Annotated in this window: 22 protein-coding genes and 1 riboswitch; of the genes, 12 read left to right on the top strand and 10 right to left on the bottom strand. The window is 70.8% G+C overall.

The features are described 5' to 3' along the window. Positions 1–27: 27 nt before the first annotated feature. On the bottom strand, positions 28–768 hold the full coding sequence (locus tag ABZ642_RS20790; RefSeq protein WP_360485785.1) for a helix-turn-helix domain-containing protein: 741 nt from the start codon (positions 766–768) through the stop codon (positions 28–30). 231 nt (positions 769–999) lie between these two features. On the opposite strand from ABZ642_RS20790, the gene ABZ642_RS20785 reads away from it, so the two are divergent. Next, on the top strand, positions 1000–1665 hold the full coding sequence (locus tag ABZ642_RS20785) for a DUF4097 family beta strand repeat-containing protein (protein WP_360485782.1): 666 nt from the start codon (positions 1000–1002) through the stop codon (positions 1663–1665). Between the two features lie 59 nt (positions 1666–1724). Next, positions 1725–2543, top strand: a complete 819-nt coding sequence (locus tag ABZ642_RS20780) for an alpha/beta hydrolase (protein ID WP_360485780.1) — start codon at positions 1725–1727, stop codon at positions 2541–2543. A 61-nt stretch (positions 2544–2604) separates the two neighbouring features. On the opposite strand, the gene nagA is transcribed toward ABZ642_RS20780, so the two are convergent. Further along, complete coding sequence (gene nagA, locus ABZ642_RS20775; RefSeq protein ID WP_360485777.1) at positions 2605–3846, bottom strand: N-acetylglucosamine-6-phosphate deacetylase; 1242 nt, start codon at positions 3844–3846, stop codon at positions 2605–2607. Next, the gene (locus ABZ642_RS20770; protein ID WP_360485774.1) at positions 3846–4787 is read right to left on the bottom strand and encodes an ROK family protein; all 942 of its coding nucleotides are present in this window, start codon (positions 4785–4787) and stop codon (positions 3846–3848) included. The genes nagA and ABZ642_RS20770 overlap by 1 nt, the downstream gene beginning before the upstream one ends. Before the next feature lie 129 nt (positions 4788–4916). Between ABZ642_RS20770 and ABZ642_RS20765 the strand changes: the two genes are divergently transcribed. From ABZ642_RS20765 to otsB, 3 genes are all read left to right on the top strand, one after another. After that, complete coding sequence (locus tag ABZ642_RS20765; protein WP_360485992.1) at positions 4917–6179, top strand: extracellular solute-binding protein; 1263 nt, start codon at positions 4917–4919, stop codon at positions 6177–6179. Positions 6180–6196: 17 nt separating this feature from the next. After that, complete coding sequence (locus ABZ642_RS20760; protein ID WP_360485771.1) at positions 6197–6430, top strand: DUF3263 domain-containing protein; 234 nt, start codon at positions 6197–6199, stop codon at positions 6428–6430. Between the two features lie 130 nt (positions 6431–6560). Continuing rightward, positions 6561–7412 carry a trehalose-phosphatase gene (gene otsB / locus ABZ642_RS20755; RefSeq protein WP_360485768.1) on the top strand — a complete coding sequence of 284 codons (852 nt, stop codon included), beginning with the start codon at positions 6561–6563 and terminating at the stop codon, positions 7410–7412. A 50-nt stretch (positions 7413–7462) separates the two neighbouring features. Here otsB and ABZ642_RS20750 read toward each other — a convergent pair whose 3' ends face one another. After that, positions 7463–8887: a trehalose-6-phosphate synthase gene (locus ABZ642_RS20750; protein WP_360485765.1), complete on the bottom strand. Its 1425-nt coding sequence runs from the start codon at positions 8885–8887 to the stop codon at positions 7463–7465. Between the two features lie 82 nt (positions 8888–8969). Next, the gene (locus tag ABZ642_RS20745) at positions 8970–9914 is read right to left on the bottom strand and encodes a glucosyl-3-phosphoglycerate synthase (RefSeq protein ID WP_360485762.1); all 945 of its coding nucleotides are present in this window, start codon (positions 9912–9914) and stop codon (positions 8970–8972) included. 157 nt (positions 9915–10071) lie between these two features. Next, positions 10072–10234: riboswitch (SAM riboswitch) on the top strand. Positions 10235–10252: 18 nt separating this feature from the next. Between ABZ642_RS20745 and thrC the strand changes: the two genes are divergently transcribed. From thrC to groL, 4 genes are all read left to right on the top strand, one after another. Beyond that, positions 10253–11539: a threonine synthase gene (gene thrC, locus ABZ642_RS20740; RefSeq protein ID WP_360485759.1), complete on the top strand. Its 1287-nt coding sequence runs from the start codon at positions 10253–10255 to the stop codon at positions 11537–11539. A 47-nt stretch (positions 11540–11586) separates the two neighbouring features. Continuing rightward, positions 11587–11862 (top strand): MoaD/ThiS family protein, encoded by a 276-nt coding sequence (locus ABZ642_RS20735; protein WP_351737079.1) that lies wholly within the window; start codon positions 11587–11589, stop codon positions 11860–11862. 459 nt (positions 11863–12321) lie between these two features. Then, positions 12322–12528, top strand: coding sequence for a cold-shock protein (locus tag ABZ642_RS20730; RefSeq protein WP_019057200.1), 207 nt, complete (start codon positions 12322–12324; stop codon positions 12526–12528). Between the two features lie 369 nt (positions 12529–12897). Further along, the gene (gene groL, locus ABZ642_RS20725) at positions 12898–14520 is read left to right on the top strand and encodes a chaperonin GroEL (RefSeq protein ID WP_351711336.1); all 1623 of its coding nucleotides are present in this window, start codon (positions 12898–12900) and stop codon (positions 14518–14520) included. 113 nt (positions 14521–14633) lie between these two features. On the opposite strand, the gene ABZ642_RS20720 is transcribed toward groL, so the two are convergent. Further along, positions 14634–14759, bottom strand: a complete 126-nt coding sequence (locus tag ABZ642_RS20720; RefSeq protein WP_360485754.1) for a hypothetical protein — start codon at positions 14757–14759, stop codon at positions 14634–14636. Between the two features lie 304 nt (positions 14760–15063). On the opposite strand from ABZ642_RS20720, the gene ABZ642_RS20715 reads away from it, so the two are divergent. From ABZ642_RS20715 to ABZ642_RS20705, 3 genes are all read left to right on the top strand, one after another. Continuing rightward, entirely contained in the window at positions 15064–16191 is a 1128-nt protein-coding gene (locus ABZ642_RS20715; RefSeq protein WP_360485751.1) for an NADH:flavin oxidoreductase, read from the top strand. 197 nt (positions 16192–16388) lie between these two features. Further along, complete coding sequence (locus tag ABZ642_RS20710) at positions 16389–17258, top strand: metallophosphoesterase (RefSeq protein ID WP_360485749.1); 870 nt, start codon at positions 16389–16391, stop codon at positions 17256–17258. Positions 17259–17367: 109 nt separating this feature from the next. Next, positions 17368–18921, top strand: a complete 1554-nt coding sequence (locus ABZ642_RS20705; RefSeq protein ID WP_360485746.1) for a carboxylesterase family protein — start codon at positions 17368–17370, stop codon at positions 18919–18921. 16 nt (positions 18922–18937) lie between these two features. Here ABZ642_RS20705 and ABZ642_RS20700 read toward each other — a convergent pair whose 3' ends face one another. The 4 genes from ABZ642_RS20700 to ABZ642_RS20685 form a co-directional block, all read right to left on the bottom strand. Then, positions 18938–19516, bottom strand: a complete 579-nt coding sequence (locus tag ABZ642_RS20700) for a hypothetical protein (protein WP_360485743.1) — start codon at positions 19514–19516, stop codon at positions 18938–18940. Between the two features lie 44 nt (positions 19517–19560). Continuing rightward, entirely contained in the window at positions 19561–20424 is an 864-nt protein-coding gene (locus ABZ642_RS20695) for a helix-turn-helix transcriptional regulator (protein WP_360485740.1), read from the bottom strand. A gap of 75 nt (positions 20425–20499) precedes the next feature. Then, a complete protein-coding gene (locus ABZ642_RS20690; protein WP_360485737.1) occupies positions 20500–21441 on the bottom strand; it encodes an alpha/beta hydrolase in 942 nt (313 codons plus the stop codon). Between the two features lie 43 nt (positions 21442–21484). Next, positions 21485–21946, bottom strand: a complete 462-nt coding sequence (locus tag ABZ642_RS20685; RefSeq protein ID WP_360485989.1) for a cupin domain-containing protein — start codon at positions 21944–21946, stop codon at positions 21485–21487. Positions 21947–22078 lie beyond the last annotated feature (132 nt).

Here is a 22078-nt window from a genome sequence, read left to right as displayed (position 1 = left end):
GATCATGCCAAAGAGACGGCGACCGGCCTAGAGTCGCGGTTCGTCCGAGGAGGCTGCCTCGGGCCTGGTGTGGAGGACCTCGCGGGCCTGTTCCGCGGCGCGGGCGATGCTCTCGCTGACGAAGTCGAGGAAGCGGGCGATGTTCTCCAGGCGGGTGGCGGCCGGGGTGCCGGGGACGAGGACGCCGACGCCCTGCCGGGCGATCTCGACGATCTTGGCGGTGGACCGGGCGCTGGCCATCATCGACTGGTACCAGATGTCGTCGTCGACGACGTAGCGCTCGCGGCGGCCTTCGCCCTGTTCCCGGCGGGCGAGTCCCTGGCTCTCCAGGAACGCGATCGCCTTGGAGACGGACGCCGGGCTGACCTTCAGGCGCTCGACGAGTTCGGCCGCGGTGAGGCTGCCGGTGTCGGTGAGGGTGAGGGAGGCCATGACGCGGGCGGGCATCGTCGTCATGCCCGAAGCCATCATGACGGTGGTCAGGGTCTCCTCGTACTCCCGTACGGCCTCGGGGTCGCGTCCGTGGGCCGGCGCCGGAGCCCCGGCGACTCTGGGCGCGGTCTGCCTGGTCCGGTGGGCGCGGTGTTCGGTGGCGCGATGGGCCAGGTCGGCGCGGTAGGCGGTGGGGCCGCCGTTGCGCATGACCTCGCGTGTGACCGTCGAGGTCGGGCGGTCGAGGCGGCGCGCGATCTCGGCGTAGGCGAGGCCGTCGGCCAGTCCCAGCGCGATCTGCTGGCGTTCCTGCTGGGTGAGCCTGCCTCCCGGCATCGGCGGTCTCCTTCGTGTCCTCGGCGGTCCTGCCGGACCCAGCATAGCGTTCACTTCCAATCCATTGCAACGAACGTGCAATCGTCGTTGCATTCATCTCTAAAGTCAATGCAACACTTTCTTGGCTGTGACCTGCGTTAATGGTTATTTGATGCAACGGGACTGTTGCTGGATCGATGAACGCAACGTAGCTTTTCCTTCATCGGAAACAGCGAGTCACAGGAGAAGACGATGCAGAAGTTCGACACCACCGCCCCGGTCTCCGTCGTCCTGGAGATCCCCGCCGGACGCGTCCAGCTCATCGCCGCGGACCGCGCCGACACCACCGTCGAGGTGCTGCCCGCCAACCCCGCCAAGAGCCGGGACGTCGAGGCCGCCAAGCAGGCCACCGTCGTCTACGCCGACGGCGTCCTGCGGATCACCGCCGCGGCCTCCGGCAACCAGCTCTTCGGGCCGTCCGGATCCGTGGAGGTCACCGTCCAGCTGCCCGCCGGCTCCCGCGTCGAGGCCCGCACCAGCGGTGCCGAGCTGCGCGGTGTCGGACGCCTCGGTGACGTCGTGTTCGAAGGCGCCTACCGCCAGATCAAGATCGACGAGGCCGCGGGCGTCCGCCTCACCGCACTCGACGGCGACGTCGAGATCGGCCGGCTGGGCGGCCCCGCGGAGATCAGCACCACCAGGGGCGACATCCGGATCACCGAGGCCGTGCGCGGCGCGGTCGTGCTCCGCACCCAGGACGGCGACATCTCGGTCGGCGCCGCCGCCGGCGTCTCGGCCGCCCTGGAGGCCGAAACCGGCTACGGCCGCGTCGGCAACGCCCTCAAGAACGACGGCACCACCGGACTCGACATCCGCGCCACCACCTCACGCGGCGACATCACCGCCCGCAGCCTCTGAAGAAGCAGCGGCACCGGACACGTTCACACCATCAGGATTCACACCATCAGGGGGAACAGATGACGAAGGACAGCATTTCACCGGCCGGTTCGCAGTGGACCGGCATGGTGCCGGTCGACGACACCGCCCTGGCCGTCACCGACAGCGGCGGCAGCGGCATCCCGGTGGTCTACCTCAACGGCCAGTTCGCCACGCAGGGGTACTGGGGGCGGGTCGTCGCCGAACTGGGGCCGCAGTGGCGGCACATCACCTACGACGAACGGGCCCGCGGCAGGAAGTCGGGGCGCTCGGCGGACTACTCCTTCGAGGCCGCCGTGCGGGATGTCGACGCCGTTCTCGCGGCCAGAGGTGTGGACCGGGCGCTGGTGGTGGGCTGGTCCTACGGGGCGGTCGTCGGGGCCCACTGGGCCGCCCGGAACCCGGGACGTGCCCTGGGCGCGGTCCTGGTCGACGGCGCCGCACCGCACGACTGGCTGGACGAGGCCATGGAGCAGCGGATCCGGAAGCTGTTCCGGCGGATGGGCTGGTTCATGCCGCTGCTGCGCCCGACCGGCCTGACCCCGCGACTGACCCCCGCCCAGATGGCGGACTCCAACATCGAGCTCGGCAGGCTCTCCCGCGCAAGCGAACTGGGCCCCGTGCTGGACGGCATCACCGTCCCGGTGCGGTACGTGCTCGCCTCCGGGACCTCCCTCGGCAGCAAGGGCGACGAGCAGGAAGAGATCCGCGCCAGTCTCGACGAGGTGTTTGAGCGCAACCCGAACGTCCGGCTCAGCGCGAAGGTCGCCAGCAATCACGGCGCGATCCTGAAGAAGGACTTCCGGGCCGTCGCCGACGCGGTACGCGAGGTCGCCGCCCTCGACCACGGGCGGCGCTGAGGACGCGCCCAGTGGTCCGGCCGGGCCCCGCCACCGCATCGAGGTGGCGGGGCCCGCCGTCTCAGCGCGGGGCGGGCGACGGCAGCTCCGGTGCGACCACCCACGCGCCCTGCCGCATCACGCCCTTGAGCGTGAAGTCGGCGTCCAGGACGAGCAGGTCGGCGTCCTTGCCGGGCTCCAGGGAGCCGACGCGGTCGTAACGGCCCAGCAACCGCGCCGGGTTGGCGGACAGCGCGGCGACGGCGTGCTCCACGGGCAGCCGGTCGATCGTCACCGCCCGCCGCAGCGCGCGGTCCAGGGTGAGCGTGGAGCCGGCGATGGAACCGCCCTCCACCAGCCGGGCGACCCCGTCGGTGACCTCGACCTCCAGCGGGCCCAGGAGGTAGCGGCCGTCACCGCTGCCGGCCGCGTCCATGGCGTCCGTGATGAACGCGACCCGGTCGGGGCCCGCGTGATGGAAGGCCAACTGCAGGGCGGCCGGGTGGAGATGGGTGCCGTCGTTGATCAGCTCGACGGTCACCCGCTCGTCCTCCAGGAGGGCGGCGATCGGGCCGGGGGCGCGGTGGCCGATCTGCGGCATCGCGTTGAAGAGGTGGGTGGCGACCGTGGCGCCCGCGTCGATCGCCTCCAGCGTCTGCTCGTACGACGCGTCGGTGTGGCCGACGGCGGCGATCACGCCGTGCTCGGCGAGCAGCCGTACGGACTCGATGCCGCCCGGGAGTTCGGTGGCGAGCGTGACCATCGCGGCGTGACCGCGCGCCGCGTCGACCAGCTTGCGGACCTCCGCCGGGTCCGGGTCGCGCAGCAGCGCCTCGGAGTGCGCGCCCTTGCGGCACGGGGAGATGAACGGGCCCTCGAAGTGGATACCGGCGATCTCCCCCTGCTCGGCCAGCTCCGAGAGCAGGCCGGCCTGGCGGGCGAGGACGTCCATGTCGTCGGTGACGGTGGAGACGACGAGGGTGGTCGTGCCGTGCACGCGGTGCGTGTGGACGCCGGTGAGGACCTCCTCCGCGGTGCCGGAGCTGAAGGAGGCGCCGCCGCCGCCGTGGTTGTGGATGTCCACGAAGCCGGGCAGGAGCCAGTGGCCGGTGACATCGACGACCTGGGCGTTCTCCGGGGCGGTGGCGGCGATCTTCGTGCCGTCGACGACCACTTGGCCCTTGTCGACGACTCCGGTCGGGAGGACTACCCGGGCGCCGTCGAGGACCAGACCGTGCGTCCCGGGGTGCGGGTGCGTGGGGGCTGGTCGCGCAGTTCCCCGCGCCCCTGACGGGGCGCTGTCATTGCGCTCATTGGCAGCCATCAGGGCATTACCTCCGCAGTAGTAGTCGTAGTCAACAGGTCCTGGGCGAGGAGCCCGGCCCCCAGACACCCCGCCGTGTCCCCCAGGGCCGCCGGGACGATGGTCGGCAGCTTCTGGAAGGTCACCCGGCTCTGTACGGCCTCCCTCAGGGGCCGGAACAGCACGTCACCGGCCTCCGCCAGGCCGCCGCCGATGATCAGGACGCGCGGGTCCAGCAGGGTGAGGGCGGTGACCAGGCCGTCGGCCAGGGCGGCCACCGCCTCCTCCCAGACCCGGACGGCGTTCGGGTCGCCGGACATGACGGACTTCGCGCAGCCCGCCGCGTCCGCGTCCGGATCACCGGTGGCCTTCGCCCACGCCTCGCTCACCGCGGCCGCCGACGCGTACCGCTCCAGACAGCCGCGCTGCCCGCACGGACACGGCACCCCCTGCGGTCGTACGACGATGTGGCCGATCTCGCCCGCGAAGCCGTGCGCTCCCGACTCCACCCGGCCGTCCAGGCCGAAGCCGCCCGCGATACCGGTGCCGAGCGCCACGAAGAAGAAGCGGTCCGCGCCCTTGCCCGCACCGATCCGGCCCTCGGCCAGGCCGCCGGCGCGCACGTCGTGGCCGAGGGCGACCGGGATGCCGAGGCGGTCGGCGAGGAGGGCGCGCAGGGGTACGTCGCGCCAGCCGAGGTTGGCCGAGAAGACCGCGATGCCGTTCGGCTCGTCGACTATGCCGGGTACGGCGAGACCGGCCGCGGCCGCACCCTCGCCGAAGTGCTTCTCGCCGTACGCGTACAGGTCGGCGGCGAAGTCGAGGATGGCGGCGACGACGGACTCGGGACCGCGGTCGCGTCCGGTCACCCGGCGGTCCTGGTGGAGCAGCTCGCCGTCCGGCCCGACCAGCGCGGCCTTCATTCCGGTGCCGCCCACGTCCAGGGCGATGACATGTCTCACGGGAACAGTGTGGCCCTCCGACCCGCAAGAGGTCTAGTCCACTTACGTGGTGTAGACCTTATGGGTCCACATGTTGAACAGCGAGACAGTTAGACAGGGGCAGTACACGTGCGGCGGCGTAGGGCAGGAATGATCGCGGTGGTGTCCGCAACGGGCATGACGGCGGTCCTTGGTGGCTGTGGGACGACCGGATCCTCGGACGTCACCCTCAGACTCGTCGCCGCCGACTACGGAGACTCCGCCGCCAACAGCTCCCAGAAGTACTGGGACCGGCTGGCCAGGGCGTACGAGGCCAAGCACGCCGACGTGAAGGTCGACGTCACCGTCTACTCGTGGAACGACGTCGACCGCAAGGTCAAGGAGATGGTCGCCGACGGCCAGGCGCCCGACCTCGCCCAGATCGGCTCGTACGCCGACTACGCGGCCGCCGGCGAGCTGTACGAGGCCGGGGACCTGCTCTCCATCCCGGTCCAGGCCGACTTCCCCTCCCAGCTCGCCGAGGCGGGCCAGTGGAGCCACGCGCAGTACGGCATACCTTTCGCCGGGTCCACGCGCGTCCTCTTCTACAACAAGACCCTCTTCAGCGAGGCCGGCATCACCCCGCCGACCACCTGGAAGGAGCTGGCAGCCGACGCGGAGGCGCTCAAGGCGCACGGGGTGAAGTACCCGTACGCGCTGCCGCTCGGCCCCGAGGAGGCGCAGGCGGAGACCATGCAGTGGCTGCTCAGCGGCGGCAGCGGCTACACCGACGACATCGGCACCTACACGATCGACTCCCCGCAGAACGTCGACACCTTCACCTGGCTCAAGGACGAGCTGGTGGGCAAGGGCCTGACCGGGCCGACGGCGCCCGGAAAGCTGAACCGCGCGACGGCGTTCGCCGCGTTCGCCGACGGCCAGGTCGGCATGCTCAACGGCCACCCCACGCTCATCAAGCAGGCCGAGAAGAAGGGCGTGAAGTTCGGCACGGTCCCGATGCCGGCCCGCGCCGGCCAGACCACCACCACCGCCTCCATGGGCGTCACCGACTGGATGGCCGCGTTCAAGCAGAACGGTCACGCGGAGCAGGTCGGCGACTTCCTCGACTACGTCTACAGCGAGAAGAACGTCCTCGACTTCTCCCGCGAGTACGGCCTGCTGCCGGTCACCACGTCCGCGTCCCAGACGATGACCGACTCCCCGCAGGGCCAGGACAAGCAGCTGCTCCCCTTCCTGGAGCAGCTGCCGACCTCCGAGCTGTACCCGGCCGGAAAGACCTCCTGGGCCGCGGTCAGCGCCGACGTCAAGAAGCAGATAGGCACGGCGGTCACGTCCACGGGCGACCCGACCGCGGTGCTCACCCGGCTCCAGGCCGAGGCGACGGCGGCGGACAGCCGTACGAAGACGGGCTGAGCGTTACGGTTCTCGGCATGGACCGGCAAGAACTGGGCGCACGCGAACAGGCGATCCTCGCCCTGGAACGCCGGGGCTTTGCGAGCCCCGGCGCGAAGGAACGGGCGATCCGCGAGGAACTGGACCTGGCGCCGGTGCGCTACTACCAGCTCCTCAACGCCCTGCTCGACGACGAGCGGGCGCTGGCCCATGACCCGGTGACGGTGAACAGGCTGCGAAGGGTGCGGGACGCGCGGCGGTCGGACCGCTGAGGGGGCTTGCGGCAGGGGGCACCTGCGGGCCGGTGGGGGCCGGTCGCGCCCACGCGGCGGAGCCGCATATGGATACAGCCCCGCGCCCCTTGGGGCGCGCTGTCCTGGGCGTCGCCGATAGGGTCGCCGTATGGGTACGCATCCGACGGACAACCCTCTGCCTTCGCCTCGCACCCCCGCCGGTCGCGACGGCCTCGCCGCTCTCCTCTCGCAGCCCCGCTCCGCCCTCGTCGGCCTCGACTTCGACGGCACGCTCGCGCCGATCGTCGCCGACCCCGAGCAGGCGCGGGCTCACCCGGGCGCCGTACCGGCCCTGGCCGCCCTCGCGCCGAAGGTGGCCGCCGTCGCCGTCATCACCGGTCGCCCGGCCGAGATCGCCGTCCGCTACGGCGGTTTCGCCGGCGTCCCCGGCCTGGACCACCTCGTCGTCCTCGGCCACTACGGCGCCGAACGCTGGGACGCCGCGACGGGCGAGATCACCGCGCCCCCGCCGCACCCCGGCATCGCCGCCGTCCGCGCCGAACTCCCGGCCGTCATCGACGGCGCGGGGGCGCAGGGCACCTGGATCGAGGACAAGGGCCATGCCGTGGCCGTCCACACCCGCCGGGCCGACGACCCCCAGGCCACCTTCGAGTCCCTCCGCGCCCCCCTGACCGACCTGGCCACCCGCCACGCCCTGATCGTCGAACCGGGCCGCATGGTCCTGGAACTGCGGCCCCCGGGCATGGACAAGGGCGTGGCACTGCGCGAGTACGCGCGGGAGATCGGCGCGGGCGCGGTCCTCTACGCCGGCGACGACCTCGGCGACATCCCGGCCTTCGCGGCAGTGGAGAAACTCCGCACGGAAGGCGTCCCGGGCCTGTTGGTATGCAGCGGCAGCGAGGAGGTCACAGAGCTCGCGGAGCGGTCGGACCTGGTGGTCGACGGCCCGGAGGAAGTCGTACGGCTACTGCGAACCCTGGCCGAGCTGAGCGCCCCTTAGGGGCGCGGGGAACTGCGCGACCAGCCCCCACCGGCCCGCAGCCGGGAAACTCACCCGCCCAACGCCCCCAACTGCTCGAGAAACCAAGCCGCAGGCGGCAACGCGGTGGCCGCCGCGGCCAACCGCTTCGTCCGCTCCGCCCGCTCCTCCACCCCCATGGTCAACGCCTGCTGCAGAGCCGCGGCCGTCCCCCCGATGTCGTACGGGTTCACGACCATCGCGTCCTCGCCCAGCTCCTCGTACGCCCCCGCCTCCCGCGAGAGCACCAGCACGCACCCCTCGTCCGAGACCACCGGGATCTCCTTGGCGACCAGGTTCATGCCGTCCCGGATCGGGTTCACCAGGGCCACGTCGGCCAACCGGTAGGCCGCCAGCGAGCGGGCGAAGTCGTCCTTCACGTGCAGCACCACCGGCGTCCAACCCGCCGTACCGTACGTCGAGTTGATGTCGTCCGCGACCCGCTGCACCTCGGCCGTGTAGTCGCGGTACACGGCGAGGTCCTGCCGCGACGGATACGCGAACGCGACATGCACCACCCGCTCCCGCCACTCGGGGTGGTCGTCGAGCAGCTCCCGGTACGCCAGCAGCCCCCGCACGATGTTCTTCGACAGCTCGGTCCGGTCCACCCGGACGATCGTCCTGCGGCCCTCCCCGATCTCCTCCCGCAGCGCCCGCATCCGCTCGTCCACGTCCGGCTGGTGGGACCGCTTCCGCAGGAACTCCGCGTCGGCCCCCAGCCCGTGCACCCCGATCCGGGTCTCCCCGGCCGCCGGGATCCCCGGGCCCAGCACCGCATGACAGCAGGCCACGAACGCGTCCGCCCACCGCCGGGTCAGGAACGCCGCGTGATCGGCGCCCAGGATCCCGCTCAGCAGCTCCGCCGCGATGTCGTCGGGGAGCAGCCGGAAGTAGTCCGGCGGTGCCCACGGAGTGTGGGAGAAATGGCCGATACGGAGATCCGGCCGCAGCCGGCGCAGCATCCGCGGGGCCAGCGCCAGGTGGTAGTCCTGGATGACGACCACCGCACCCTGGCCCGCCTCCTGCGCCAGCGCCTCCGCGAACGCCTGGTTGTAGGCCTGGTACGACGCCCACCGCCGCCGGAACTCCGCGTCGAAGACCGGCTCCAGGGGGGTCTGGTAGAGCATGTGGTGGACGAACCAGAGCACCGAGTTCGCGATGCCGTTGTACGCGTCCGAGAACACGTCCGGGTCGATGTCGAGCATCCGGACCTGCTGCCCGCCGGTGTCCCCGGCCGGCAGCCGGCCGCCCTCGGCCCGCCGTACCGCCTCCCGGTCGCCGTCGCTCAGCGCCGCGCACACCCACACCGCGTTCGCGTCCGGCCCGATCGCCGACAGACCCGAGACGAGCCCGCCGCCGCCCCGCTTGGCGTGCAGCGCACCGCCTTCGCCCACTTCATACGAAACCGGGCCGCGGTTGGACGCGACCAGCACCTCAGCACCGCTGGTGGAAGCCATACGCCACAACCTAGCCCGGCCCGGAAACGCTCAAACGTACGGCCGTGCCCGACGCGCCGCCGTATACGGCCGTACGTAGAAGTCACGCCACCCGGCGCTCGGCGTACTCGGCGATCTCCGCCATCGGCGGCCGTTCCTCGGTGTCCACGGAGTAGGTGCGCGGTTCGAAGCCGTCCTCACCGCGTTCGAACTGGGTGAGGGAGGGGCGGATCAGGTGGCCGCGGGCCAGCCGCAGCTGGGCCGTGCGGTAGATCGCGGCGGACATCCGGCCGAGGGCCTGGCCGTCCTGGTGACGGTGTTTGCGGACCCCCACGTCGACCTGGGCGAGGGCGTCCAGGCCCACCAGGTGCAGGGCGTCGACCAGCATGCCCAGCTCCACGCCGTAGCCGACCGGGAAGGGAAGCTGTTCGAGGAGCGAGCGGCGGGCCGCGTACTCGCCGCCGAGCGGCTGGACGAACCCGGCCAGCTGCGGCCAGTGCATGTTCAGCAGCGGGCGGGCCATCAGTTCGGTGACCCGGCCGCCCTGTCCGGCCGAGCCGGCGAGCGGACGGTCGTACATCGCCTTGACCAGGTCCACGTCCGGGTCGGTCAGCAGCGGGCCGACGATCCCGGTGACGAAGTCGGAGGAGAAGTCACGCAGGTCGGCGTCGATGAAGCAGACGATGTCGCCGGTGGTGACCAGGAGGGAGCGCCAGAGCACCTCGCCCTTGCCGGGGACGGCGGGGATGCGCGGCAGGATCGTGTCGCGGTGCACGACCCGGGCGCCGGCCGCCGCGGCCACCGCCGCCGTACGGTCGGTGGAACCGGAGTCGACGACCACGATCTCGTCGACGAGCGGCGCCTGCCGCATCAGGTCGTGACGGATGATCGCGACGATGTCGCCGACGGTCGCCTCCTCGTTGAGCGCGGGCAGCACCACGGAGACGGACTGCCCGGTGCGCTGCTTGGCGGCGAGTATCCGGTGCAGCGGGCGATCGTTCATGGACCAGGAGCGGGTGGCCAGCCAGCGCTCGACTTCTTCCAGCACAGTCAGCGGCTCCTCACTGTCACGATCACACTGCGAGGTGTGATCCATCTCGCGGTTCGGACGACACTCTCAACTGTCCTGGCCTTCGGTTACAGTCTTGAACAACGCCGATGACCATCGCATGTCCTGGGGTCACCGGTCGTTGACAACCGCATACCGCTCATCCAGAGGGGCAGAGGGATACGGCCCGATGAAGCCCCGGCAACCCTCCAGTCGGTTACTCGTGGATCGCTGATCACTGTCGATCACTCGCGAGGCTCCCGGCTAGGGAAGGTGCCAAATCCGTCTCACGGCGAGATGCGTCGTGAGGAAGATGAGGAGAAAGGGCCTCGCCTCACATGGCTGTGCAGACTGCTGCGACCACCACCGACTCCACGACCGTCGACCTCGGTCCCGCCACTGCCCTGAGCTGCCGCGAGTGCGGCCACCGGGTGCCGCTCGGCCCGGTGTTCGCCTGCGAGGAGTGTTTCGGCCCGCTCGAGATCGCGTACGACTTCTCGGCCTACGACACCGAGGAGCTGCGGAAGCGGATCGAAGCGGGTCCCGCGAACATCTGGCGTTACGCGCCGCTGCTGCCCGTCCCCGCGGACGTGGCGACCAAGCCGAACATCAACCCGGGCTGGACCAAGCTCGTCCAGGCCGACAACCTGGCGAAGGAACTGGGCGTCACCGGCGGCCTGTACGTCAAGGACGACTCCGGCAACCCGACGCACTCCTTCAAGGACCGGGTCGTCGCCCAGGCCGTCGAGGCCGCGCGCGCCTTCGGCTACACCACCCTCTCCTGCTCCTCCACCGGCAACCTGGCCGGCGCGGTCGGTGCCGCCGCCGCCCGGGCCGGCTTCCGCTCCTGTGTGTTCATCCCGCACGACCTGGAGCAGGGCAAGATCGTCATGGCCGCGATCTACGGCGGCGAGCTCGTCGGCATCGAGGGCAACTACGACGATGTGAACCGTTTCTGCTCCGAGCTGATCGGTGACTCGGCCGGCGAGGGCTGGGGCTTCGTCAACGTCAACCTGCGGCCGTACTACGCGGAGGGCTCCAAGACCCTGGCGTACGAGATCTGCGAGCAGCTCGGCTGGCGGCTCCCGGACCAGCTGGTCGTTCCGATCGCCTCCGGCTCGCAGCTCACGAAGATCGACAAGGGGCTGCAGGAGCTGATCAAGCTCGGGCTCGTCGAGGACAAGCCGTACAAGATCTTCGGCGCGCAGGCCGAGGGGTGCTCGCCGGTGTCGGTGGCGTACAAGGCGGGCCACGACGTGGTGCGGCCGCAGAAGCCGAACACCATCGCCAAGTCGCTGGCCATCGGCAACCCGGCCGACGGGCCGTACGTCCTGGACATCGCGCGCCGTACCGGCGGTGCGGTGGAGGACGTCACCGACGAGCAGGTCGTCGACGCGATCAAGCTGCTCGCGCGGACCGAGGGAATCTTCGCGGAGACCGCGGGCGGGGTGACGGTCGGAGTCACCAGGAAGCTCATCGAGAATGGGCTGATCGATCCGGCGAAGTCGATCGTTGTACTCAACACGGGTGATGGACTGAAGACGCTGGACGCCGTGGCCGGGACGGGGCTCACGGCGACCATCCGTCCGAATCTCGAGTCTTTCCGCGAGGCCGGGCTCGCCTGAGTCAGCCGTAGAAAAACAGGGCGTTGCCCCCGATCGGAGGTTCAAACGTGAGCGTCACCGTTCGCATCCCCACCATCCTGCGCACCTACACCGGTGGTCAGGCAGAAGTCAGCGCCGAAGGCGGCACCCTCGGCGAGGTCATCTCCGACCTGGAGAAGAACCACACCGGGATCGCCGCCCGTGTTCTCGACGACGAGGGCAAGCTGCGCCGGTTCGTGAATGTGTACGTCAATGACGACGACGTGCGGTTCGAGCAGGGACTGGAGACGGCCACCCCGGACGGTGCCGGCGTCTCCATCATCCCGGCCGTGGCCGGCGGCTGACCTGCTGACAGGCTGATCGAATGACCGAACATTACCTTCGGTAACGCCGATCACCCACTGTTCATTGGATTGCCCCCTCCGTGAGAGAAGCGGAGGGGGCAATTCTGTGTGGTTGAGCGCGGTACAGTTGGGGAACGCGGTCCCGATCTCCAGGTCGGGAGCCCCGTATTCGATACCGCTGACCCGACAAGAAGTAGCCAAAGTGCGCGGGTTATATGCGGCTTTCGCGGCTTTTATGGGGCCCGACTTGCCCTGAATTCGGCCGAATTCTTGCTACATTCCGGACCCTTCCCGTCCAGAATTCTCGTCCGATTGACCTGTTGCAGACGGCAGTTGGACAGATACATTCAGCCGCGGTCGACGCGTTCCGGCGCACGCCCCCAACCATTGGGGGGTGAGGTCTGACCCGGATCCGCGAAGTGTGGATCTGTGCAAGGGCCAGTAATAGGGGAGTTAGGCATGGCTCAGGGCACCGTCAAGTGGTTCAACGCGGAGAAGGGGTACGGCTTCATCGCGGTCGACGGTGGTGCGGATGTTTTCGTCCACTACAGTGCGATTCAGATGGACGGCTACCGCACCCTGGAGGAAGGTCAGCGGGTCGATTTCGAGATCTCGCAGGGCCAGAAGGGGCCGCAGGCGGACATGGTCCGGCTCGCGACCAGCTGAAGCACGCGCCGACTGACAGCGTCGTTCTTCTTTCTTTGTCGGAGGGCTCGTATCCCATGGGGAGTCATGGGTTACGAGCCCTTTGGCATGCCCGGGACGAGAGGGGCGGCGCATGCCCTGGGTGCGGCCCGATGCGGCGCCCCGCGCCCGGCCCCGGCGCGGCCCAGTCTCCCGGAGGCGCTTGCACTCGGCATGGGCGAGTGCTAATCATTGGCGTTAGCACTCTGAAGGTGAGAGTGACAAAAATGGACCGGGTCGGTGAGGCCCGCAGGCCGGGTGGGGCAAGGAACCCACGGGTCGGCGAGCCGTCCGTCGCGGGCGCGGGCGCGGTCCGAAGACTCACCCCCAGTCCTGGAGGGACCACTTCACATGGCCAAGATCATCGCGTTCGACGAGGAGGCGCGGCGCGGCCTTGAGCGCGGTATGAACCAGCTCGCCGACGCCGTCAAGGTCACCCTCGGCCCCAAGGGCCGCAACGTCGTCCTTGAGAAGAAGTGGGGCGCCCCCACGATCACCAACGATGGTGTGTCCATCGCCAAGGAGATCGAGCTGGAGGACCCGTACGAGAAGATCGGCGCCGAGCTGGTCAAGGAAGTCGCCAAGAAGACGGACGACGTCGCCGGTGACGGTACGACCACCGCGACCGTGCTCGCCCAGGCCCTGGTCAAGGAAGGCCTGCGCAACGTCGCCGCCGGCGCCAACCCGATGGCCCTGAAGCGCGGTATCGAGAAGGCCGTCGAGGCCGTCTCCGGTGCCCTGCTCGAGCAGGCGAAGGATGTCGAGACCAAGGAGCAGATCGCCTCCACGGCCTCCATCTCCGCCGCCGACACCCAGATCGGCGAGCTCATCGCCGAGGCCATGGACAAGGTCGGCAAGGAAGGCGTCATCACCGTCGAGGAGTCCCAGACCTTCGGTCTGGAGCTGGAGCTCACCGAGGGTATGCGCTTCGACAAGGGCTACATCTCGGCGTACTTCGCCACCGACATGGAGCGTATGGAGGCGTCCCTCGACGACCCGTACATCCTGATCGCCAACTCGAAGATCGGCTCCGTCAAGGACCTGCTCCCGCTCCTGGAGAAGGTCATGCAGTCGGGCAAGCCGCTGCTGATCATCGCCGAGGACGTCGAGGGCGAGGCCCTGTCGACCCTGGTCGTCAACAAGATCCGCGGCACCTTCAAGTCCGTCGCGGTCAAGGCCCCGGGCTTCGGTGACCGCCGCAAGGCGATGCTGAACGACATCGCCATCCTCACCGGCGGCGAGGTCATCTCCGAGGAGGTCGGTCTCAAGCTGGAGAACACGACCCTCGACCTGCTGGGCCGCGCCCGCAAGGTGGTCATCACCAAGGACGAGACCACCATCGTCGACGGCGCCGGCTCCACCGAGCAGGTCCAGGGCCGGGTCAACCAGATCCGCGCCGAGATCGAGCAGTCCGACTCGGACTACGACCGCGAGAAGCTCCAGGAGCGCCTGGCCAAGCTCGCCGGTGGCGTCGCCGTCATCAAGGCCGGTGCCGCGACCGAGGTCGAGCTCAAGGAGCGCAAGCACCGCATCGAGGACGCCGTTCGCAACGCGAAGGCGGCCGTCGAGGAGGGCATCGTCGCCGGTGGTGGCGTGGCCCTGCTCCAGGCCTCCCAGGTGTTCGAGAAGCTGGAGCTCGAGGGTGACGAGGCGACCGGCGCCAACGCCGTGAAGCTCGCCCTGGAGGCCCCGCTCAAGCAGATCGCCGTCAACGGTGGTCTCGAGGGTGGCGTCGTCGTCGAGAAGGTGCGCAACCTTCAGGTCGGCCACGGCCTGAACGCCGCGACCGGCGAGTACGTCGACATGATCGCCGAGGGCATCATCGACCCGGCGAAGGTGACCCGCTCTGCGCTGCAGAACGCCGCCTCCATCGCCGCGCTGTTCCTCACCACCGAGGCCGTCATCGCCGACAAGCCGGAGAAGGCCGCCGCGGCCGCTCCGGGCGGCATGCCGGGCGGTGACATGGACTTCTGATCGACCTCTGGCCGATCGCTCGTCCTGACCGAGGGCGGCACTCCCTGTTCGACAGGGGGTGCCGCCCTCGGGCGTCTGCGCGTGACGCGCGGTGAGTGCCGGCCCCCGCGGGGTCATCCGGTCGCGTTGAGCACGTTCCGGTGCCGCCGCAGAATCTCCAGGTCGGAGACGTCGGGGTCGGCTCCGTCGGAGACGCCGAGGAAGGCCGCGTCCTCGGAGTCCGGGTCGGTGTTCCGCATGGCGAAGGCGGAACCGACGGCGGCGGCCGCCCAGCCATGGATGACCTCGTTTCGAATCGCCGGCCGTCTCAGCAGGACTTTTCCGCACTCCTCGGGCGGTAAATCCCGGAACGCGCCCCTCCGTAACGCCGGTCCGGCACACCGCCGCCGACACCCCCGGCCGCCCCGCCCGTGTCCGGAGTCACACGGCTTTCGGGCGGGGGCGGGAATGGGTACGTCCGGGTCGGTCGTTGTGCACGTGTGTGCACTCGATGCGTGTGCACATACCGTCCGGTCTACCGCACACCCACGAGGAGCCCCCCACGTGACCGTCACCACGCCTCCCGCCTCCCGCGCGGCCGAGATCCTCTCCCGTCCGATCGCCCTGAACGGGCTCACGGTCCCCAACCGGATCGTGATGGCGCCGATGACCCGCCAGTTCAGCCCGGGGGGCGTCCCCGGCGAGGACGTGGTCTCGTACTACGCCCGCCGGGCCGCCGCCGGTGTCGGCCTGATCGTCACCGAGGGCACGTACGTCGGTCACGACTCGGCCGGGCAGAGCAGCCGCATCCCGCGGTTCCACGGCGAGGAGCAGCTGGCGGGCTGGGCGAAGGTCGCCGAGGGCGTGCACGCGGCCGGCGGCACCATCGTCCCGCAGCTGTGGCACATCGGCATGGTGCGCACGCAGGGCCAGCCGCCGTTCGCGGACGCCCCCGCCGTCGGCCCCTCCGGCATCCGCCTGGACGGCACCGAGGGCGAGGGCAAGGCCATGACCCGCCAGGACCTGGACGACGTCATCCGCGCGTTCGCCGAGGCCGCGGCCGCCGCCGAGCGCATCGGCTTCGACGGGGTCGAGCTGCACGGCGCCCACGGCTACCTCCTCGACCAGTTCCTGTGGGCGGGCACCAACCGCCGTACCGACGCCTACGGCGGCGACCCGGTCGCCCGTACCAGGTTCGCCGCCGAGATCGTGGCCGCCGTCCGCGCGTCGGTCTCCCCGGAGTTCCCGGTGATCTTCCGCTACTCGCAGTGGAAGTCGGACAACTACGACGCCCGTCTCGCCGAGTCCCCGGAGGAGCTGGAGGCGATCCTCACCCCGCTGGCGGCGGCCGGTGTCGACGTCTTCCACGCCTCCACCCGGCGCTACTGGCTCCCCGAGTTCGACGACTCCGACCTCAACCTGGCCGGCTGGACCAAGAAGCTCACCGGGAAGCCGACCATCACCGTCGGCTCGGTCGGCCTCGACGGCGACTTCATCAAGGGCTTCGCGGGCGAGGGCTCCCCGGTCCGGGGCATCGAGGACCTCCTCGACAGCCTGGAGCGCGACGAGTACGACATGGTCGCCGTCGGCCGCGCCATCCTCCAGGACCCGGAGTGGGCGGCGAAGGTGCTGGCCGGTCGCACGCAGGAGCTGAAGTCGTACGACGCGGCGGCGCTCAAGAGCCTGAGCTGAGGGGGCTGAGCCGAGGGGCTGAGCCGAGGGGCTGAGCCGAGAGGCTGAGCCGAGGGGCTGAGCCGAACCGCCCCGTCCGCCCTCGGGCCGGCCCGCGACCAGCAGGCCGGACCCGAGGGCGGACGCGTACGCGCGAGCGGCTCCCGTATGGCGCGCGGGCCGGTGATGGCCGGGGAATTCACCGGTACCGTCCGAGCATGCGGATACTCCATCTCTCTGACACGCACCTGGACCGCACCGACGCCCCCAACAAGCGCGGCGTCAACGCCACCGCGTCGCTGCGGCTGATGCTCGACGAACTCCGCCACCTCTCCGGCTTCGACGCGGTCGTCGTCACCGGCGACCTGGCCGACGAGGGCGCGGTCGAGGCGTACGCCGCGCTGCGCACGCTGATCGGCGCGTACGCGCAGACCCGGAACATCCCCGTCCTCTGCACCACCGGCAACCACGACGAGCGCGAGGCCTTCGCCAAGGTGCTGGGCAGCGGGCACCTGGACGCCGACGGCACCGACCGCGCCGAGCAGGTGTTCGGCGGGGAGGAGCGGGCCGCCGTCAGCACGGTCGGCGGCTGGCGCTTCGTCACCCTGGACTCGCTGGTGCCGGGCAAGATCCACGGCCGGCTGGGCGCGCCCCAACTGGAGTGGCTGCGCGAGGTGCTGCGCACCCCGGCCGAGCACGGCACGGTCCTCGCCTTCCACCACCCGCCCTTCGCCCTGGACCTCTCGGTGACCCAGTCGGCCTTCGGGCTGCGCGACCCAGGCGAGCTGGCGGCGGCCATCCGGGGCGGCGACGTGCGGATGATCCTCAACGGCCACTACCACCTGCAGCTCTTCGGCCTGCTGGAGTCGGTGCCGGTGTGGGTGACGCCGGGGGTCGTCAACCGGATCGACCTGACCGTGGCGCCCGGTGAGCGGGCGGTGCGCGGGGCGTCCGCCTCGCTGGTGGAGCTGGGTGGACCGGCCGGTCCGCTGTGCCACACCTTCCATGCGCGCGATCCGCGGGCCCATGAGACGGTGTACGAGATCGATGAGGCGCAGGCCAGGGCGTTCGTCGCCCAGTACGGCTGACGGGTTCACCCATAAGGGTGAGTGGTGTTCGGCACTCGTGCGAAGTGCCGGACGTTCCATGAGTGACCGGCCGTGATGACGGCAGCGCCCCCACCGAAAGCGAGCGAGCATGACGACAAGTCAGTCTCCGGAGCCGCCCCACGCCGCCGAGGGACCGGTCGTACGCACCGCGTCGGGCGCCGTGCGCGGGTTGCGGGAGGACGGGCTGGCGGTCTTCCGGGGCATACCGTTCGCCGAGCCCCCGGTGGGGGAGGCGAGGTTCGCGGCGCCCCGCCGGGCACGCGCGTGGGAGGGGACGCGGGAGGCGTACGCCTTCGGGCCGCCGCCCCCGCAGGACCTGGGCATCCAGGGGCGCACCGGCGTCCTGGAGGCACCCGAGGGCGACGACTGGCTGACGGTGAACGTCTGGACACCCGACCCGGACCCGGCCGCCCGCCGCCCGGTGATGGTGTGGATCTACGGCGGCGCCTACAAGCTGGGCCACTCCGGCAGCCCCGGCTACGACGCCCAGCACATCGCCCGCGACGGCGACCTGGTCGTGGTCTCGCTCAACTACCGCGTCGGCATGGAGGGTTTCGCCCAGATCGAGGGGGCGCCCGCCAACCGGGGCCTGCTGGACCAGGTGGCGGCGCTGGAGTGGGTGCGGGAGAACATCACGGCTTTCGGCGGCGACCCCGACCAGGTCACGGTCTTCGGGGAGTCGGCGGGCGGCGGGTCGGTGGCCGCACTGCTGGCGATGCCCAGCGCGCGGGGTCTGTTCCGGCGGGCGATCGCCCAGAGCGTGCCCAGCACGTTCCTCTCCACCGAACTGGCCGGGGACATCGCCCAGGCTCTCGCGGCGGAGGCCGGCCTGCGCCCCACGTCGGCCGACCTGGCGACGACCGACCCGCGCCGGCTGCCGGACGTGGGGCAGTCGCTGGGCGTCAAGATGCCGCAGTACATGGGCCGTTGGGGCCAGATCGCGCCGACTATGACACCGTTCTCCCCGGTGGTCGACGGCGAGGTGCTGCCCACCACCCCCTGGCAGGCGCTGGCCTCCGGATCCGCCCGGGACGTGGACCTCCTGGTGGGCCACAACCGCGACGAGTACCGCCTCTTCCTGGTCATGGGCGGGATGTACGGCAAGATCACGGAGGAGCAGGCGACCGGCGCCCTGCGTCTGTTCGCACCGGGCGGCGAGGCGGGGGTGCAGGCCTACCGCGAGGCCTTCCCCGAGGCGTCGCCGGACGAGCTGTACGAACGGGTGCAGACCGACTGGCTCTTCGGCATACCGTCACTGCGCCTTGCGGAGGCGCAGACCGCGGCCGGCGGCCGGGCCCACCTGTACGAACTGACCTGGGGCGCCCCGGGCAACGGCGGTCTGCTGGGCGCCTGCCACGGCCTGGACATCCCGCTGCTGTTCGGCACGTTCGAGGCGGACCTCGCCAACCTCCTCTTCGCGGGCACGGGCGTCACCCCCGAGGCCGAGGCCCTCTCCGCCCGCTTCCGCACGGCATGGACGGCGTTCGCGAGGACGGGAGACCCGGGCTGGCCGGAGTTCGACCTCCAGGACCGCCTCACCCAGGTACTGGACACCACCCCGACGGTGATGTCGTACCCGGAGGAGCGGAGCCGGAAGCTCTGGGAGGGCCACGAGTTCACTCCCTCCCCGCTGCTCGGCTGACCGGCGGGAGCGGGGGTCAGAGGTTGCCGAGGGGCTCGATGTCCATGTGGACCGGGGTGCCCCAGACCCGCAGCACCTCGTAGTCGGTGAACTCGTGGACGAGCCGGTAGGCCATGGCCGGCCGGGATCCGCGGCGCTGGGCGTTGAGGTACAGCTCGGCCTCGCGCCGGTCGCGGCGGGGGGTGCCGCACAGCTCCCACTCCCGGCCGTTCCACGCCTCCGGCAGCCATCGCTGCTGGGCCTGCGGCCGGTCGGCCCGCACCCCGTACCGGGACATCGAGGGCCCCGCGGCCGTCTCGCCCTGCACTGGCCGGGGCCCGCCCGCGTACTCCGACCGCCGGGCGGCCCGCCGCCGGGTCTCGCAGAGCAGACACAGATCCGGGGCGCTCTCGTCCACGGGCCCCTGCGGATGCTCGGCACACCGGGTGGTGGGCGCGGCCGCGCTGACGCTCTCCTCCAGGAGGTCGAGAGCGCGCCGGATGTCGTCCTTGACCTCGTGCAGCTTGGCGTCGGGCGTACTGGCGGTCAGCGCCTCCCCGTGCTCGCCGAGCAGACGAAGGGCACGACCCAGGGCGGTGAGCTGGGAGTGGTTCATACGATCCAGCGTGGCACACGCCGCCGACAACGGACGGGGGGAGCTCAGTCGGCGTACCGGTGGGCGTCCGTGCGCAGAGTGTCCAGTTTTTCGGGAGTATCCGTTCCGGAGGCGGCGGCGTAGACGACGATGCGGAGGTCGGAGCCGGGGACCGTGAGGACGTCGAGGTCGAGGGTGAGGTCGCCGACCAGGGGGTGTTCGACGGTCTTGCGGTCGCCGGTGTGGAGGCCCGCGGTGCCGTTGGACCACAGCCGGGCGAAGCGGGGGCTGGTGTGCAGGAGCCGGTCGACGAGTAAGGAGAGGCGGGTGTCGTCGGGGTGGGCCACCGCCGTGACCCGCAGGTCGGCCACCAGGGACTCCTCCTCGGCCTCGTCGCCGGCCCAGGACCGTACCGGCCAGGCGGCGATGGCGTCGACCCGGTGGCCACCGGGGGAGCGGAACATCCCGGCGACGAGATTGTCCTGGTCCCAGCCGTAGGTACGGGGATCGCCTATGACGGCGGTCCACATCCGGTTCCAGCTGAGCAGCGTCCAGTCGGCTGCATAGACCGCGACCGGCGCGTCGCCCAGTTGCCGGACGAGCCGGTGGACCCTCGGCGGCACCTGCCGCGGCACGTCGCCGGAGGCGGGCGGGGTGAGCCTGGCGCACCGGAACAGGTGGTCGCGCTCCTCGGCGTCCAGGCGCAGCGCCCTGGACAGGGCGCCGACGACCTGGGCCGAGGGGTTGCGGGCACGGCCCTGTTCGAGCCGCACCACGTAGTCGACGGACAGCCCGGCCAGGCGGGCCAGTTCCTCGCGGCGCAGACCCGGGATGCGGCGGTCCGCGCCGGATTCCGGCTCGTCCGTCAGGGGTGAGCGGCGCTGCCGCCAACCTCGCAGGGCGCCGCCGAAGTTGTTGGTTGTTGCCATGCGGGCATCATCGTTCGGAATTGTTCGGATGAGCCGCCCGCAGTGGAACTCCTGTGCCACATCTGGGTAAAAGAGTCAGAGGGTTACGGGTGAGAGGCTCTGCGCGGCCTCGGCGGGGGGCCGGGACTTCGTCCAGTGGGCCCGGGTGAAGGCGGCGGCGGAGTTCAGCGCCTCGTCGGCCTCGTCGAGCATGACGGCGAACGACTGGAACACGTGCGGGACTTGAGGCCAGACCTGGAGTTCGACGCGGACGTCGTCGGCGGCGGCGCGGGCGGCCAGCCGTACGGCGTCGTCCAGCAGGATCTCGTGCGAGCCCACCTGGACGAGCAGCGGCGGCAGTCCCGTCAGGTCGGCGAAGACCGGGCTGGCCAGCGGATCGGTGCCCGGCGTCGTACCGAGGTAGTCGCGGGCCCGGATGCGCAGGGCCTGCGGGGTGAGCGCCGGGTCCAGGGCGGCCTTGCTCGTCGCGCTGGCGCCGGACACCGTGAGGTCGGCCCAGGGCGAGAACACCGCGGCCGACGACGGCTGGGGCAGTCCCGCCTCCTTGAGCGCGACCAGTGTGGCGACGGTCAGGCCACCGCCGGCGGACTCGCCGACGAAGGCGATCCGGGCCGCGGGGACACCCTGGTCGAGCAGCGCGCGGTATGCGGCCACCGCGTCCTCGACGGCCGCGGGGAACGGGTTCTCCGGCGCCAGCCGGTAGTCGACGCAGACGGCACGGGCCCCGACCCGCCGGGACACGTCGGCGGCCAGGCCCACCGCGTCGGCGGCGGAGCCGATGGCGTAGGCGCCGCCGTGGAAGTACAGCACCACGTCGGACTGATCCCCGCCGGGCGTCTCGACCGTGACGACGGGGACGCCGCCGAGCCGGCCGGGCGTGGTCGTGACCTCGGGAGGCAGCGGTATCGAGGTCATCATCGTGTGGAAGACCGCACGCGCTTCCGCCACGTCGCCTCCGACGTCGAGCGGGGCGTGCCGGAGCATCTCGTCGAGGTCGCGGCGTTGCTGCCCGGACATGGCTGTGCCTTTCGTAGGGGGGCGGACGTGGCGGTACCGACGTTCAGCGCGGCGGGCCGACGATGATCTGGCCGTACAGGTCGGCGGCCTCGGCCATCAGGTCCTTGGATATCTCGAACCCCTCCGGCCGGGCGGTCGACAGGTCGCGCCCCGCGTGCCGGAACATGCCCTCGATGCCGCCCGGAGTGCAGATCATCAGCAGGTCGGCGGTGTCGGAGGTGATCCGGTAGCCGTGTGGGACGTTCTTGGGCAGGTAGACGATCCCGCCCTCGGACAGCTCCAGCTCCTGGTCGTCCGACCACACCAGCGCGGTGCCCTTGATCAGCATGAAGATCTCGTCCTCGCGGGTGTGCACGTGGTACGGCGGCGCCTCCCCCTTGGCGACGCTGAACCGACCCACGGTCAGCTGTCCGTCGGTGGCCGCGCTGTCCAGGAGGACGGCGAACTGTCCGCCGTCGAGCCATTCGAGCTTCTGCTGCTGGTCGGGCTGGGCGAGGTACATCATGCTCACGGCGGGGTCCGTTCGGTGTGGGTGACCGGTGGGGGTGACCATCCCGCGCCGATGATCCTCTTCCGGAACCGGCCGCCGCCAGACGCGGGGGTGGGACCAGCAGTACCACCGGCAACATCACCGGCA

The organism is Streptomyces sp. NPDC007157 (assembly GCF_040634235.1).
Taxonomy (GTDB): domain Bacteria; phylum Actinomycetota; class Actinomycetes; order Streptomycetales; family Streptomycetaceae; genus Streptomyces.
This window is presented reverse-complemented; position numbering and strand designations above follow the sequence as displayed.